The 13,232-nt window shown below is 64.9% G+C and carries 14 protein-coding genes and 1 tRNA gene; 13 read left to right on the top strand and 2 right to left on the bottom strand.

Features of this window, described 5'->3' with window-relative positions:
- Nucleotides 1–518: 518 nt before the first annotated feature.
- Nucleotides 519–1,094 (bottom strand): Maf family protein, encoded by a 576-nt coding sequence (locus ACCQ03_RS12855; protein WP_209227049.1) that lies wholly within the window; start codon nt 1,092–1,094, stop codon nt 519–521.
- Nucleotides 1,095–1,205: 111 nt separating this feature from the next.
- Between ACCQ03_RS12855 and ACCQ03_RS12850 the strand changes: the two genes are divergently transcribed.
- The 13 genes from ACCQ03_RS12850 to ACCQ03_RS12790 all read left to right on the top strand — a co-directional run bounded on the left by ACCQ03_RS12850 (nt 1,206) and on the right by ACCQ03_RS12790 (nt 11,843).
- A complete protein-coding gene (locus ACCQ03_RS12850; protein ID WP_150147563.1) occupies nt 1,206–1,715 on the top strand; it encodes a YceD family protein in 510 nt (169 codons plus the stop codon).
- Between the two features lie 97 nt (nt 1,716–1,812).
- A complete protein-coding gene (rpmF, locus tag ACCQ03_RS12845) occupies nt 1,813–2,007 on the top strand; it encodes a 50S ribosomal protein L32 (RefSeq protein WP_003483870.1) in 195 nt (64 codons plus the stop codon).
- Between the two features lie 90 nt (nt 2,008–2,097).
- Nucleotides 2,098–3,075, top strand: coding sequence for a beta-ketoacyl-ACP synthase III (locus tag ACCQ03_RS12840; protein ID WP_031421440.1), 978 nt, complete (start codon nt 2,098–2,100; stop codon nt 3,073–3,075).
- Between the two features lie 251 nt (nt 3,076–3,326).
- Nucleotides 3,327–3,767 carry an MEKHLA domain-containing protein gene (locus ACCQ03_RS12835; RefSeq protein ID WP_057677873.1) on the top strand — a complete coding sequence of 147 codons (441 nt, stop codon included), beginning with the start codon at nt 3,327–3,329 and terminating at the stop codon, nt 3,765–3,767.
- Between the two features lie 283 nt (nt 3,768–4,050).
- Nucleotides 4,051–4,995 (top strand): ACP S-malonyltransferase, encoded by a 945-nt coding sequence (fabD, locus tag ACCQ03_RS12830; RefSeq protein WP_057677872.1) that lies wholly within the window; start codon nt 4,051–4,053, stop codon nt 4,993–4,995.
- Nucleotides 4,996–5,077: 82 nt separating this feature from the next.
- Nucleotides 5,078–5,821 carry a 3-oxoacyl-ACP reductase FabG gene (gene fabG, locus ACCQ03_RS12825; protein WP_057677871.1) on the top strand — a complete coding sequence of 248 codons (744 nt, stop codon included), beginning with the start codon at nt 5,078–5,080 and terminating at the stop codon, nt 5,819–5,821.
- Nucleotides 5,822–6,024: 203 nt separating this feature from the next.
- Nucleotides 6,025–6,264 (top strand): acyl carrier protein, encoded by a 240-nt coding sequence (gene acpP / locus ACCQ03_RS12820; protein WP_002814322.1) that lies wholly within the window; start codon nt 6,025–6,027, stop codon nt 6,262–6,264.
- A gap of 141 nt (nt 6,265–6,405) precedes the next feature.
- Complete coding sequence (gene fabF / locus ACCQ03_RS12815) at nt 6,406–7,641, top strand: beta-ketoacyl-ACP synthase II (RefSeq protein WP_017155788.1); 1,236 nt, start codon at nt 6,406–6,408, stop codon at nt 7,639–7,641.
- A 167-nt stretch (nt 7,642–7,808) separates the two neighbouring features.
- Nucleotides 7,809–9,164 carry an aminodeoxychorismate synthase component I gene (locus tag ACCQ03_RS12810; protein ID WP_057677870.1) on the top strand — a complete coding sequence of 452 codons (1,356 nt, stop codon included), beginning with the start codon at nt 7,809–7,811 and terminating at the stop codon, nt 9,162–9,164.
- A gap of 60 nt (nt 9,165–9,224) precedes the next feature.
- Nucleotides 9,225–10,298 (top strand): endolytic transglycosylase MltG, encoded by a 1,074-nt coding sequence (mltG, locus tag ACCQ03_RS12805; RefSeq protein ID WP_017159644.1) that lies wholly within the window; start codon nt 9,225–9,227, stop codon nt 10,296–10,298.
- Nucleotides 10,295–11,254 (top strand): DNA polymerase III subunit delta', encoded by a 960-nt coding sequence (locus ACCQ03_RS12800; RefSeq protein ID WP_150145637.1) that lies wholly within the window; start codon nt 10,295–10,297, stop codon nt 11,252–11,254. Before mltG ends, ACCQ03_RS12800 begins: the two co-directional genes overlap by 4 nt.
- Nucleotides 11,251–11,604: a PilZ domain-containing protein gene (locus tag ACCQ03_RS12795; protein WP_003483889.1), complete on the top strand. Its 354-nt coding sequence runs from the start codon at nt 11,251–11,253 to the stop codon at nt 11,602–11,604. The genes ACCQ03_RS12800 and ACCQ03_RS12795 overlap by 4 nt, the downstream gene beginning before the upstream one ends.
- Nucleotides 11,605–11,768: 164 nt before the next feature.
- A tRNA-Val gene (locus ACCQ03_RS12790) sits at nt 11,769–11,843 on the top strand.
- A gap of 399 nt (nt 11,844–12,242) precedes the next feature.
- On the opposite strand, the gene ACCQ03_RS12785 is transcribed toward ACCQ03_RS12790, so the two are convergent.
- Entirely contained in the window at nt 12,243–13,214 is a 972-nt protein-coding gene (locus tag ACCQ03_RS12785) for an IS5 family transposase (protein ID WP_150147813.1), read from the bottom strand.
- Nucleotides 13,215–13,232: the final 18 nt, after the last annotated feature.

Here is a 13,232-nt window from a genome sequence, read left to right as displayed (position 1 = left end):
AAGTGGTTCTATTGAGTGGTCGGCGTGCTGGCAATGGTCGTTGTCGCCCAGGGTGCTCTAAGCCGATCCATGGCGATTCGCAAACAACCTCCTGAGCCAGCCTTGGCCACGGACTGTACTTGCGGTGGGACAACGGACATCGTGAGGTCTTGCCCAGCCTGCTGCGTCTTGCCGAGCTCAGATGGTTTTATCGAGATCAATGGCTGCAGATTCGGGCGGGTGTTGCGTCGGCGTTGCTGGCAGTGTGGATGCTGCGACGTCTGGTTCAAACTGAGCGTCTGGGTGCTACGGCATACGCCGCCGGACTGATTGGAACCCTGAGTGTCTTCTGGCTGGGAACGAACGGGCATTGGCGCATGCAGACGTTGCTCCCTCATGTCTTCGTGCTCCCAGGGTAAGAGGTAACCCCTGGGTTTTGGGCTTGCCTTCGCGTCTGGTGGTTCAAGCGGTTGACTCGATTCTGGCGCCCTGATTGCAAACGAGGTCTTGCCTTCTATTGGGTCATCGCTGTCGATCACTCAAGGCAGGTCAAATTCCGCTTGCCGTAACAACCGCGCCAGCGCAATCAGCGGTAGGCCCACCAAGGCGGTGGGGTCTTGCGAGCGGACCGCGTCGAACAGGCTCATGCCGAGGCCTTCGCATTTGAAGCTGCCGGCGCAATCCAGGGCCGGTTCGGCGTCCAGGTAGCGTTCGATCTCGGCGATGGTCAGCGCGCGGAGCTGCACCTCGGTCAGGTCCAGCGCGTGCAGCTGGCGTTCCGGGCCGACCAGGCTGACGGCGGTATGGAAGCGCACGGTTTGGCCGGACATGGCAGTCAGCTGCATCCGGGCACGCTCGCGCGTGCCGGGTTTGCCCAACGCCTGGCCGTCCAGGTCGGCGACCTGGTCCGAGCCGATCACCCAGGCGGCCGGGAAGCGGGCTGCCACCGCGGCGGCTTTTTCCACAGCCAGGCGGCTGGCCAGTGCGCTCGGGGATTCGCCCGGCTGTGCCTGCTCATCGACCTCCGGCTGGACGGTGTCGAACTCGAGCTGCAGGCGCCCGAGCAGCTCGCGCCGATAGACAGACGTGGAAGCAAGGATCAGGCGTGGCATCATGGCGCGCTACCGGGGTGGGCAGGGGAGTCTGCCGTCCCGCGGCCCCTGCGGCAATCGCGTGAATGGAGTCATTTGACAGGGCTGCCGCGGGTCTTTAACATTCTGCGGCTTATGTCCGCAAACGTGCCCGAAATGCTGGATGCTTGGCGGATGGTCGCAGCGCGCAGGCGCTTCGACGGCCGCATCCCGCTCTCTGCGATGACCCGTCTGCAGGGAAGTCTTGTCGATACCGACGGCGAATGTGTCTATTCGCTTCAATTCGATCAAGACCCTCTGCTCAAGGTCGCCTATGTCGAACTCGGTATCGATGTGGAGCTTCCGCTGGCCTGCCAGCGCAGCCTGCAACGCTTTCTGTATCCGGTGCAAATCAGACAGCGTCTTGGTTTGATCCGTGACGAGGCCGACGAAGCTGCATTGCCGGCCGAGTACGAAGCGTTGCTGGTGCCGGAAGATGGCATGCTGCGGGCAGTCGACATGATCGAGGACGAACTGGTGCTGTCAGTGCCAGTGGTGCCGGTGGCGCCGGGTAGCGAAGCGATCGACGCCGAATGGGTTCCGACCCAGGAAGAGCAAGACAAGGCCAGTCCGTTCGCGGCGCTGGCAGCGTTGAAGAAACAGTAACCGCCGCTGTTAAGGGCGGTAAGACAGGTCGAGGCGGGCGTAGAGCGTGCTGTTCGACTCAACAGACAAGTTATCGAACTAAAGTTGGAGCAATCCCATGGCTGTGCAGAAATCCCGTGTCACCCCGTCCCGCCGCGGCCAGCGTCGTTCGCACGATGCCCTGACCGCCAAGCAGCTGTCGACCGACCCGACCAGCGGCGAGATCCATCTGCGCCACCACATCACCGCTGACGGTTATTACCGCGGCAAGAAGGTGATCGCGACCAAGTCGTCGGCCGTCCAAGAAGATTGATCCGTGGCGCCCGCCGCGTTCGACGCGGCCGGGTGACTCTCGCTTCTTCAGGAGCCGCCGGTCACCGCGGCTCTTGCAACAGGGAACAGTATGAGCAAGCGGATCTATTCCAGAATCGCGGGCACGGGTAGCTATTTGCCCGAAAAGGTGTTGACCAACGACGACATGTCGAAGATCGTCGACACCAGCGATGAATGGATCTTCTCGCGCACTGGCATCCGTGAACGTCACATCGTTGCCGACGACCAGACCACCAGCGATCTGGCGTATTTCGCCTCGCTGAAGGCGATGGAAGCGGCCGGTGTGACCGCCGACGAGATCGATCTGATCGTCATCGGTACCACCACCCCGGACCTGATCTTTCCGTCGACCGCCTGCTTGTTGCAGGCCCGGCTGGGTAACGTCGGTTGCGGTGCGATGGACGTCAATGCTGCCTGCTCGGGTTTTGTCTACGCGCTCAGCGTGGCCGACAAGTTCGTACGCAGTGGCGACGCCAAGACCGTACTGGTGGTTGGCGCAGAAACCCTGACCCGCATCGTCGACTGGACTGATCGCACCACCTGCGTGCTGTTCGGCGATGGCGCCGGCGCGGTGATCCTCAAGGCCGACGAAGAAACCGGCATCCTCAGCACCCATTTGCACGCTGATGGCAGCAAGAAAGAGCTGCTGTGGGATCCGGTGGGGGTCTCGGTGGGGTTCGGCGAAGGCAAGAATGGCGGCGGCGCGTTGCTGATGAAGGGCAACGACGTCTTCAAGTATGCGGTCAAGGCGCTGGACTCGGTGGTCGACGAGACTCTGGCGGCAAATGGCTACGACAAGCACGACCTGGATTGGCTGATTCCGCATCAGGCCAACCTGCGCATCATTGAAGCCACTGCCAAGCGGCTGGAGCTGCCGATGGAGCAGGTGGTCGTTACCGTGGATCGCCATGGCAATACGTCGTCTGCGTCGGTGCCGCTGGCACTGGACGAGGCGGTCCGCTCCGGTCGCGTGCAGCGTGGGCAGTTGCTGTTGCTGGAAGCCTTCGGTGGCGGCTTCACCTGGGGCTCGGCGCTGCTGCGCTACTGACGTTTCTGCGTCCTGCGCGCAAATAGGTGCGCACGTCCACTCAAGCGGATTCGTGCATGGCGGGGGCGCGCGTCTTTACCTTGCGGTGGTGGCAATCTTGCCTCCCGGGGCGTGTGTACGGTTTCGGAGCGTTTGAATTTCCGTGACGGGCAGCGCCCGGTCTTAGGTCGCGTGATTCGCTTGATTCGCCAGATGCGACCCGTTTGCGGGCCAGGGCGTCGGGCAGGCCGGCGGGCAGGTAAATTCAGCGCATGCACCCCGCCCACGACCCCGACTTCGTCGCCTTGCTCACCGGTAGTTACCGGCGGTTTGCAGGCCGCCCGTTGGTCGCAGATCGACCGATCGAGCCCGATTGGCTATATCGCGATGCGCCTTTCGCCCTGCTTGCGCACGATACCGATGCAGACCCGCGGTTTGTCTATGCGAACCAGGCGGCGCAGCGCGTTTTCGGCTATAGCTGGGGCGAGTTCGTCGGCATGCCATCGCGGCTATCGGCAGAATTGCCGGAACGAGCGGAACGTCAGCGGTTGCTCGATGCGGTCACCCGCGACGGCGTCGTAAGCGGCTACGCGGGTGTGCGGATCGCGAAGGATGGTTCACGCTTCCGGATCGCCGGGGGTGTGGTCTGGCAGCTGGTCGATGAGGACGGGGTGCTGCGTGGACAAGCGGCGGCATTTCCGCTGCCGGGGTAGGCAAGGCGCAGCTGGCAGCACCGGGTGCGCCCGGCCCTTCAGCTTCCTCGCTGGCGTTGCGGGCGCTGGCCGCGCCGCCTTCGCCGGCAGCGCTTTCATCATCGAACCCGAATAGCGGCGCGTCAGCGCGACTGCTGCCGTTGCGCGCACGGCCCGACCCCGCCCGGTGTGCGGTTTTGCGAAGTGGCGACACGTCCGCGCGGCCATCTGCATACGCGGCAGTACAGACGCCGGGGCGATTTCGCACGTATGATCCCGGCTCGATTTTTGTAGGCAGCAACGCGTGACCGAATCCACTCTCGCCTTCGTGTTTCCCGGCCAGGGCTCGCAGTCCTTGGGCATGCTGGCCGAATTGTCCGAACTGCACCCGCAGATTCGCGACACGTTTGCCGAAGCCTCCGAAGGCGCTGGCGTCGACTTATGGGCCTTGTCCCAGGGCGGCCCGGAAGAAATGCTCAATCGCACCGAATACACCCAGCCCGCCTTGTTGGCCGCGGGCGTGGCGGTGTGGCGGCTGTGGACTGCCCAGCGCGGGCAGCGCCCGACGCTGCTGGCGGGACACAGCTTGGGCGAATACACCGCGCTGGTCGCGGCCGGCGCCTTGTCGCTGCACGATGGTGCGCATCTGGTGCGGTTGCGCGGCCAGTTCATGCAGGCTGCGGCACCGGCGGGCGTCGGCGCGATGGCTGCGGTGCTGGGCGCAGAAGATGCCGTGGTACAGGAGGTCTGTGAGCAGGCGTCCGGTAGCGACGTCGTGGTGCCGGCCAACTTCAATTCGCCCGGTCAGATCGTGATTGGCGGCCACGCTGCGGCGGTGGATCGCGCGCTGGCACTGCTGGCCGAACGCGGCGTGCGCAAGGCGGTCAAGCTGGCCGTGAGCGTGCCATCGCACACCCCGCTGATGCGCGATGCCGCCAACCAGCTCGGCGAGGCAATGGCCGGGCTGACCTGGCACGCCCCGCAGATTCCGGTGGTGCAGAACGTGGACGCGCGCGTACATGAAGGCAACACGGCCATCCGCCAGGCGTTGGTGGAGCAGCTCTACCTGCCGGTGCAATGGACCGGCTGCGTGCAGGCGCTCGCCAGCCGGGGCATCACCCGCGTTGCCGAATGCGGCCCGGGCAAGGTGCTGAGCGGGCTGATCAAGCGGATCGACAAGAGTCTGGACGCACGGCCGCTGGCAACGCCTGCCGACTATGCCGGCGCGCTCGACGCGTGGGCGCACTGATCCAACGCCGCTGCCGGTGGTGCCGGCACCCCTCGACGTTCGCGGCCACGGTTGCGGCGTCCCCCATCGAGGAACAGCAATCATGAGCAAGCCCCTGCAGGGCGAAATCGCCCTCGTCACCGGCGCCAGTCGCGGCATCGGTGCGGCCATTGCCGACACCCTGGCCGCCCAGGGCGCCACGGTCATCGGCACCGCCACCTCGACCTCCGGCGCTGCGGCGATCGGCGAGCGTCTGGCGGCCCACGGCGGACACGGCCGTGAACTGAACGTCACCGACGCGGTTGCGGTCGATGGCCTGATCGATGCCATCGGCAAGGAGTTCGGCGCCATCTCGATCCTGGTCAACAACGCCGGCATCACCCGCGACAATCTGTTGATGCGGATGAAGGACGACGACTGGCAGGCGATTATCGACACCAACCTGACCAGCGTGTTCCGCACCTCCAAGGCGGTCATGCGCGGCATGATGAAGGCGCGCAAGGGCCGCATCATCAATATCGCCTCGGTGGTGGGCGTGACCGGCAATCCGGGCCAGACCAACTATGCCGCCGCCAAGGCCGGCATCATCGCGTTCTCCAAATCGCTGGCCAAGGAAATTGGCTCGCGCGGGGTGACCGTGAATGTGGTGGCGCCCGGTTTTATCGACACCGACATGACCAAGGCGCTGCCGGACGAGGCCAGGACCGCCTTGTTGCAACAGATTGCGCTGGGTCATCTGGGCCAGCCGGAAGACATCGCCAATGCGGTGGCGTTTCTGGCCGGCCCGACGGCCCGCTACATCACCGGTGAGACCCTGCACGTCAACGGCGGCATGTACATGCCGTAAGCGTGCGGCGCCGGGAGGCGCTAAGTGGCTGATCGGCCGGGAGTTGTGATGCAATGCAAGGCCCGGTCGCTTCCACTACACTATCCAACGCGGCCATCGCAGCAGCGATGGCATTTTGTGAGTCCCTCACAGGAGCACCGCACATCGTGTGCGGGGATCCTGAAACTCGAACCACCACTACTCCAGCTGGAGCGATATCCCCAATGAGCACCATCGAAGAACGCGTCAAGAAAATCGTCGTCGAACAACTCGGCGTCAAGGAAGAGGAAGTCACCACCAGCGCATCGTTCGTCGATGACCTGGGTGCCGACTCGCTGGACACCGTCGAGCTGGTGATGGCGCTGGAAGAAGAGTTCGAGTGCGAGATCCCGGACGAAGAAGCCGAGAAGATCACCTCGGTGCAGCAGGCGATCGACTACGTCAAGGCTCACGTCAAGAGCTGATGCGTTGTTCCTGATCGCGGCGGCGTGCATCGAGCCGCTGCCGCATCAGACATTCCATGGGGCCGCTGATGCGGCCCTGTGTTTTTCAAGTGTCACCCGCAAACCCCAAGCACCGTCCGTTCCGTGGTGAGGAGATCTGCAATGAGTCGTCGTGTTGTCGTTACCGGCATGGGCATGGTGTCGCCGCTGGGCAATGATCTGGCCACCAGCTGGGATGGAATCGTCCACGGCCGCTCGGGCATTGGCCCGATCACGCAGATCGATGCCTCGCAGTTCACCACCAAGATCGCCGGTGAAATCAAGAATTTCGACCCCACGCTTTTTGTGTCCGCCAAGGACGTCAAGAAGATGGATTCGTTCATCCACTACGGTGTCGGCGCCTCGTTCATGGCGCTGGACGATTCCGGCCTGGAAATCGACGAAAGCAATGCCGAACGCGTGGGCGCCATTCTCGGCTCCGGCATCGGCGGCCTGCTCGGCATTGAAGAGCAGACCATCAAATTCCATGAGGGCGGCGCACGCAAGATTTCGCCGTTCTATGTGCCCAGCACCATCATCAACATGCTGCCCGGCCAGGTGAGCCTGATCAAAGGGCTGAAGGGCCCGACGTTCTCGGCGGTATCGGCCTGCGCCACGTCCAATCATTCGATCGGCACCGCGATGCGCATGATCCAGCACGGCGATGCCGACGTGATGCTGGCGGGCGGTGCCGAGCGCGGCTCCTCGCCGAGTTCGGTGGGCGGCTTTTGCGCGATGAAAGCGATGTCCACCCGTAACGATGATCCCACCGGCGCCTCGCGGCCATGGGACAAGCAGCGCGATGGCTTCGTGCTGGGCGACGGCGCCGGCGTGCTGGTGCTGGAAGAGTACGAACACGCCAAGGCGCGTGGCGCGCGCATCTATGCCGAACTGGTCGGCTTCGGTGCCAGCTCCGATGCGTTCCACATGACCGCCCCCAGCGAAGACGGCGAGGGCGCGGCGCGCAGCATGGCGGCAGCGTTGCGCGATGCCAAGCTCAATCCCGAGCAGATCGGCTACCTCAACGCGCACGGCACCTCCACGCCGCTGGGCGACCTGGCCGAAACGATGGCGATGAAGCGCGCGCTGGGCGATCACGCCTACAAGACCATGGTGAGCTCGACCAAGTCGATGACCGGACACCTGCTCGGCGCGGCTGGCGGTGTGGAAGCGATCTTCTCGGTGATGGCGCTGCACACCGGCATCATCCCGCCGACCATCAACCTGGAAGAGCCAAGCGACGGCTGCGACCTGGATTACGTGCCGAACGTCGCGCGCGAGGTGCAGGTGGATGCGGTGATGTCCAACGGCTTCGGCTTTGGCGGCACCAACGGCACGCTGGTGTTCAAGCGCGTTTGACTCTGCAAATCGGTCGCGTGGCCGTCATTGGCGCGCGATCTGCCTGGCTGCCGCATGCACTGCCGGCGTGCGGGTTGATGTTCCATCCTGCGATCAACCGTTGATCCACTCCTCGCGTGCGCTGCGTACGGCAGCGGCGCGCCTGTACCTCACGCCATGCCGGACCGATGACGCTTACCCGATCACTGCATGCGGACATCGACCTGCTGGCGCTGCATCGGCTGTCACCGCAGCGCTATCCGGCCCTGCTGGAATCCAGCGCTTCCGGCACCGAGCACGGTCGCTGGGATGTCCTGCTGCTGGCGGAGGGGCCATGCCTGCGGCTGGATCCGGACGGACGCACGCGCGATGGCACTGGGCAAGTGCTGGAGGGCGGTTTCCTGGCGGCGCTGGATGCCGCCTGGCAGGCCGAGCGGGTGCCGCACGCGCCTGCGAGCCCCTGGCCATTTCGCGGCGGTTGGGCGCTATTGCTGGATTACGAGTTGGCAGCGCAGGTCGAACCGATTCTGCAGTTGCCGACGCGCAGCGATGGCGTGCCCACCGCGCTGGCCTTGCGCGCGCCGGCAGCGGTGCTGCGCGATCGCCTGCACGGGCGCTGCGTGGCGCTGGCAGAGCCGGGTCGGGAGGAGTTGTTGCAGCAGATCGGCGAGGACATTGCTGCCTGCGCCGCACTGCCGCCGCTGCCTGCCTGGGCCGGGCCGCTTGCGGTGGACGAAGATGCCCCCGAGCGTTTTACCGCGGCAGTGGAGCGCGTGCTCGATTACCTGCGCGCCGGCGATGTGTTCCAGGCCAATATCTCGCGCGCCTGGCACGCGGCATTCGCTGCGGTGGTCGATCCTGCCGCCTTGCATACGCGCCTGCGTGCAGCCAATCCGGCGCCGTTCGCCGGCCTGTTCGTGGCAGCCGGGCGTGCAGTGGCCAGTTCCTCGCCCGAACGGCTGGTCTCGGTACAGGGCGATGTGGTGCAGACGCGTCCGATCGCCGGAACACGCGCGCGGTTTGCCGGCGACGACGATGCTGCACGTATTCGTGAGCTGGTGGGGCATCCGAAAGAGCGCGCCGAGCACGTGATGCTGATCGATCTGGAGCGCAACGACCTGGGCCGCCTTTGCGCGCCGGGCACCGTGGAGGTGGACGAGTTGATGTGCGTGGAGAGCTATGCGCATGTGCATCACATCGTCAGCAACGTGCGCGGGCGCCTGCGCGCCGGGGTAACGCCCGGTGAGGTAATTGCCGCGGTGTTTCCCGGTGGCACCATTACCGGTTGCCCGAAGGTGCGCTGCATGCAGGTCATCGCCGAGCTCGAACAGACTGCGCGTGGGGCCTATACCGGCGCATTGGGCTGGCTCAATCGCGATGGCGACATGGATCTGAATATCCTGATCCGCACTGCCGAGGTGGCCGGTCGCCAGGTGCGGTTCCGCACCGGGGCCGGGATCGTGGTGGATTCGGATCCGCAGCGCGAGCTGGACGAAACCCGCGCCAAGGCGCGTGGCGTGTTGCGTGCGATCGAGCAGACATGAGCGCTTCAACGGGACATCACCGGCGCGCGGTATCCTGCGCGGCGCAGGGGCAATGACGAGGTGGGTGTGGCGGTGACTGGCAAACGCGGATGTCTGGCCGTGCTGGGCACGGTGTTGCTGCTTGCAGCGCTACTGGCGATTGCCGCCGTGGTGGCGTGGCGGCATTACCTGCACTTCGCCGATACCCCCGTGGCCGCGAGCGCGCCCAGCGTGGTGATTGCGCCCGGCGATTCGCTCAAGGCCACGTTGCGCAAACTGCGTGCTGCCGGCCTGGCGCAGGGCACCGAGCTGGAATGGCAGCTGTTGGCGCGCCAGGTCGGTGCGGCCGGCAAGCTCAAGGTGGGCGAGTATGCGCTGTCGCCGGCGCTGTCGCCGCGTGAGCTGCTGACGCGCATGCGCCAGGGGCGGGTGATCCAATACCGCTTCACGATCGTGGAAGGCTGGAATTTCCGTCAGCTGCGCGCCGCCCTGGCGACTGCCACGCCGCTGCAACATTCCATCAATGCGCTGGACGATGCGGCACTGATGGCCCGGCTGGGATTTGCCAAGCAGCATCCGGAAGGACGCTTCCTGCCGGAGACCTATGTGTACCAGCGTGGCGACAGCGACATCGATGTGCTCAAGCGCGCGCATGCGGCCATGGACAAGGCATTGGCGCAGGCCTGGGAGCAGCGCGCCCCGAACCTGCCGCTCGCCTCGCCGGAGCAGGCATTGATCCTGGCCTCGATCATCGAAAAGGAAACGGCGCTGGCCTCCGAGCGCCCGCTCATCGCCGGGGTGTTCCTGCGCCGCTTGCAGCTGGGCATGAAGCTGCAGACCGACCCCACCGTGATCTATGGCATCGGCAGCAGCTACGACGGCAATATCCGTCGCCGCGACCTGACCACCGATACGCCGTACAACACCTACACCCGCACCGGCCTGACGCCGACGCCGATCGCCATGCCGGGGCGCGAGGCGCTGCTGGCGGCGGTGCGGCCGGCGCCCGGCGAAGCGCTGTATTTCGTGGCGGTGGGCGATGGCACCGGCGCGCACGCGTTTTCGGCCACGTTGGCCGAACATAACGCAGCGGTAGCGCGCTATCTGCAGCGCCGCCGGCTGCCGAGCACGCCGCAGACGGAGACCACGCCATGACCGCCGCATTTTCGCCCTGGCAGCAGCGCGCCTTCGACCAGACCGTGGCTGCGCTGGATGCGGGGCGGCTCGGACATGGGTTGCTGATCTGCGGCCCGCAAGGTCTGGGCAAGCGCGCGGTCGCCCTGGCCCTGGCCGAGCACGTCCTGGCCAGTTCGCCAGACCCGGCGCTGGCGCAGCGCACACGCCAGCTGATTGCCGCCGGTACCCATCCGGACCTGCAACTGGTCTCGTTCATTCCCAATCGCACCGGCGACAAACTGCGTACCGAGATCATCATCGAGCAGGTGCGCGAAATTTCGCAGAAACTCGCGCTGACCCCGCAGTACGGCATCGCGCAGGTCGTGATCGTCGACCCGGCCGATGCGATCAATCGCTCGGCCTGCAATGCCTTGCTCAAGACCCTGGAAGAACCCTCGCCAGGGCGCTACCTGTGGTTGATCAGCGCGCAGCCAGCGCGTCTGCCGGCGACCATCCGCAGCCGTTGCCAGCGCCTGGAATTCAAGCTGCCGCCCGCGCACGAGGCGCTGGCCTGGTTGCTGTCCCAGGGTGTGAGCGAGCGCGCCGCGCAGGAAGCGCTGGACGCCGCGCGCGGCCACCCCGGCCTGGCCGCGCAGTGGTTGCGCGAAGATGGCCTGGCCGTGCGGCGTGCGGTTGCGCAGGATCTGGAGCAGATCGCCAGTGGGCGCGCTGGCGCCGTCGATGTCGCGCAGCGGTGGACCAACGATGGCCAGGCCGACCAACGCCTGCGCCATGCTGCCGATCTGGCATTGGCACAGGCATCGGCCGGCTTGACCGATCCATCGCGGTTGCACAAGCTGGCGACCTGGTTCGACGCTGCCAACCGCACCCGCGATCTGCTGCGCACCACCGTCCGCGCCGACCTGGCAGTGACGGAATTATTGCTGTCCTGGCGCGAGGGAGAGCGCCAGCCACGTCCTAGGGGAACTCGATGAGTGCAATGAATGCACGCCAAGGCATTTTGTCGCTGGCGTTGAAAGACAAGCCAGCGCTCTACAGCGCCTACATGCCGTTCGTGAAAGGCGGCGGCATCTTCGTGCCCACGCCCAAGCGCTACATGCTGGGCGACGAAGTCTTCCTGCTGCTGACCCTGCCGGACTCCAGCGAGCGTCTGCCGGTCGCCGGCAAGGTCATCTGGACCACGCCTGCCGGCGCGCAGGGCAACCGCGCCGCCGGCATCGGCGTGCAGTTCCCCGACGGCCCGGAAGGCGAGGCGGTACGCAACAAGATCGAGACGCTGCTGGCCGGATTGACCACCTCGGACAAGCCGACGCATACGATGTAAGCGGCAGGGGCAGGGCGAGATGCCAGTGAGGCTCGCGGTAGAGCTGCTAGGTCATCGCGGCAGACCGGTGCGATGAATGTGCGATCTGGCTGGCGTGAAAGAGAGCAGGTAAACAGTTGTTGACGACCGCCGCCGCTGCCCTATAATGTGCGGCTCGCGTCACCGGGCGGTTAGCTCAGCGGTAGAGCATTGCCTTCACACGGCAAGGGTCACAGGTTCGAACCCTGTACCGCCCACCATGAATTCAGTGTCAAACGAAAGCCGGCGAAAGCCGGTTTTTTCGTAGTTGCAGCGCATCAAGCACAGGCTTGGTGATATGACTGCGCGCAGTCACCTTTCGATGCAGCGATACAGGCGGTCACCACCGCCAACTCGGCGGTATGGCATGCGATCGCTGGCTTCCGTGACATGCGGGAGGCTGGGGACGCAGGGGTCCCCTTTGAGCTCATTATCGATGGCGACTACATTGCTACCGAGCCATTTCCCGGTCTTGGCGTGAACTGGACCTTTAAGGAAGGTCTGAACAACGCGATCGGAGGATGTGGTAAGCCATATCGGTCGCGGTGACCGCGCTCAGATCCTCGGTTTTTCGCCGTTTTTGGCGCTTTTTCGGGGTATCGTCCCGATTACGGGCGCACCTACCCCGCGGCGGTAATGAACTCTTTGCGCTTCAGCCACAGATTCGACAGCGCAAACAGCATCAGCATCTGTGCGGTGTTCTTCGCCAAACCGCGATAGCGCACCTTGACGTAGCCAAACTGGCGCTTGATCACCCGAAACGGGTGTTCCACCTTTGCACGCAGGCTGGCTTTTGTGTGCTCCCAGCGCTTGGCCAACTTCAGTTCGCGCTTGTTCTTAATCTGCTTCAGCTTCGAGGGCTTCTCCGCGATCAGGTAGCGCAGTTTGCGCTTGCGCTTCATCTCCTCGCGTTTCTCAAGCCCGGTGTAGCCGCTGTCCGCGCACAGCGTGTCCTCCTTGCCGTGCAGCAGCTTGTGCGCTTGTGTGATATCGGCCACGTTGGCCGCCGTGCACTCCACGTGGTGCACCAGCCCGGAGTCATCGTCCACCCCGATGTGCGCCTTCATCCCGAAGTAGTACTGGTTGCCCTTCTTGGTTTGGTGCATCTCCGGATCGCGCTCGCCATCCTTGTTCTTGGTCGAGCTGGGCGCAGCGATGATCGTGGCGTCCACGATCGTCCCGCCGCGCAAGCTCTGCCCCTTGCGCGACAGGTGCGCGTTGACCCGATTGAACAGCTTGCGCGCCAAATCGTGCTGCTCCAACAGATGGCGGAAGTTGAGAATCGTCGTCTCGTCCGGCACCTCATCCAGCCCGCCGATCTTGGCGAAACGGCGCATCGACACCGTGTCGTACAGCGCTTCTTCCGCCGATGGATCGCTCAGTGCATACCACTGCTGCAAAAAGTGGATGCGCAGCATGGTCTCCAGCCGATACGGCTGTCGCCCCGGCTGCCCCGACTTCGGGTAGTGCGGCTCGATCAGCGCCAGCAGGTCCTTCCACGGCACGACCTGGTCCATCTCGGCCAAGAACACCTCACGCCGCGTCCGCTTGCGCTTGCCGTTGTACTCCGCGTCGCCGAAGGTCAGCTGCATCGAAATCGTCTACTCGGG

The organism is Xanthomonas sp. NCPPB 3569 (assembly GCF_041475645.2).
Lineage (GTDB): Bacteria > Pseudomonadota > Gammaproteobacteria > Xanthomonadales > Xanthomonadaceae > Xanthomonas > Xanthomonas phaseoli.
Note: the sequence above shows the minus strand (reverse complement) of the source record. Positions and strands in the feature narration are given on the sequence as shown.